The organism is Bradyrhizobium cosmicum, from assembly GCF_032290525.1.
Classification (GTDB): Bacteria; Pseudomonadota; Alphaproteobacteria; order Rhizobiales; family Xanthobacteraceae; genus Bradyrhizobium; species Bradyrhizobium cosmicum_A.
Map to the genome: position 1 here is coordinate 1 of NZ_JASXTA010000607.1, position 235 is coordinate 235.

1 protein-coding gene is annotated in these 235 nt (G+C 66.4%); it reads left to right on the plus strand.

From position 1 onward, the window contains the following. The coding region (locus QSV46_RS41105; RefSeq protein ID WP_314964524.1) for a M20/M25/M40 family metallo-hydrolase at positions 1-235 on the plus strand (235 nt) is incomplete at both ends.

Genomic DNA, 235 nt, shown 5'->3' on the forward strand with positions numbered 1-235 from the left:
GAACCGCACCGTGCCCTGTGCGCCCTGGCTGAAAGCGCAGGTCGCGGAAGCGGTTGCGGCAGAAGGCTATGGCGTGTTCGAACTGCCGAGCGGGGCGGGGCATGATGGCATGGCAATGATCGATATCGCCGATGTCGCCATGCTGTTCGTGCGTTGCCGCGGCGGCATCAGCCATAACCCGGCGGAGCATGTCGAACTTGCCGACGCAGATGCGGGCGCGCGCGTTCTGCTGCGG